We start from the raw sequence: 1322 nt of genomic DNA on the forward strand, positions 1-1322 counted from the left end.
GGGCATTCCCCCCGGAGTGTGGACATCCTGAACACTGGGCCATGAAGGGCCCAGAAGGAGTGATGTCACGATGGTGATGAAGGCGTATTCGGCGGAGTTCAAGGCCGATGCCGTCGCGCTGTACTTGTCCGACCCGAGCCACACCTTCGAGGGCATCGGCAAGGACCTGGGCGTCAGCCGCGAAACCCTGCGCAACTGGGTGCGTGCGGAACGTAAACGCACCGGCACTGCGTCCGCAGCGGACCGGCCCCGGAAGCCGGCACCGGCGGGCGGGGTATCGTCCGAGTCCGTGTTGGAAGAGGAAAACAGGCAGCTCAAAGCGCAGATCCGCAAGCTGGAGACCGAGCGGGAAATTCTGCGGAGGGCCGCGAAATATTTCGCGGGCGAGACCAACTGGTGAGCCGCTTCCAGTTCGTCGACGACCACCGCAACACCGCGCCGGTGAAGTGGCTGTGCCAGATCCTCGAGGTGTCCCGATCCGGTTTCTACCGGTGGCTCGCCGCCGCGCCTGCCCGGGCCGAACGTGCCCGTGCCGACGAGGAGCTCGCGACGCGGATCCGTGGGATTCACGACGAGTTCGACGGCACCTACGGTGCCCCGCGCATCACGGCTGAGTTGCGCGACGCCGGGATCGAGGTGAACCACAAGCGGGTCGAACGGGTGATGCGTGCGAACGGGATCGTCGGGGTGCACCTGCGCAAGACCGTGCGCACCACAGTCCCCGAACCTTCCGCGAGCCCGGTGCCGGACCTGATCCGGCGGGACTTCACCGCGAGCGCACCGAACACCAAGTATGTCGGCGACATCACTTACCTCCCCGTCGGGGACGGTGACTTCCTCTATCTGGCAACAGTATTGGACCTGAACTCCAAACGGTTGGCGGGGTGGTCGATCGCACCGCATATGCGCACCGAGCTGGTCACCGACGCCCTGCGGGCAGCGGCCGCCGCCCGCGGTGCCGCCGGTCTCGACGGCGCGATCTTCCACTCCGACAACGGTGCCCAATACGTCTCGCAGAACTTCGCGGATGTCTGCCGCGAGCTGGGCGTGACCCGGTCGCGAGGTGCGGTCGGAACGTCGGCGGACAACGCTGCCGCCGAATCATGGAACGCGACGTTGAAGCGGGAGACACTCCAGGGCCGGAAAAGGTGGAACAGCGCAGGTGAGGCCCGCACCGCCGTCTTCCGTTGGATCACGCGTTACAACACGCGAAGGAGGCATTCCGCTCTCGGTCAGATCTGTCCTATCGAGTTCGAGCAGAGATCGACTATGATGACTTCCGCCGCATAGGTATTGGTGTCCATATCTCGGGGGGAACGCCC

General features: G+C 65.3%; 1 protein-coding gene. It reads left to right on the forward strand.

The window, feature by feature from the left end; genetic code table 11:
• Nucleotides 1-70: 70 nt before the first annotated feature.
• A protein-coding gene (locus QC765_RS16420; protein WP_152640908.1) for an IS3 family transposase occupies nt 71-1290 on the forward strand; the annotation gives its coding sequence in 2 pieces (ribosomal slippage) (nt 71-380 and nt 380-1290; 1221 coding nt in all).
• Nucleotides 1291-1322: the final 32 nt, after the last annotated feature.

The sequence above is a fragment of the Hoyosella levis genome (assembly GCF_026008515.1).
In the GTDB taxonomy this organism is placed as follows: Bacteria; Actinomycetota; Actinomycetes; order Mycobacteriales; family Mycobacteriaceae; genus Lolliginicoccus; species Lolliginicoccus levis.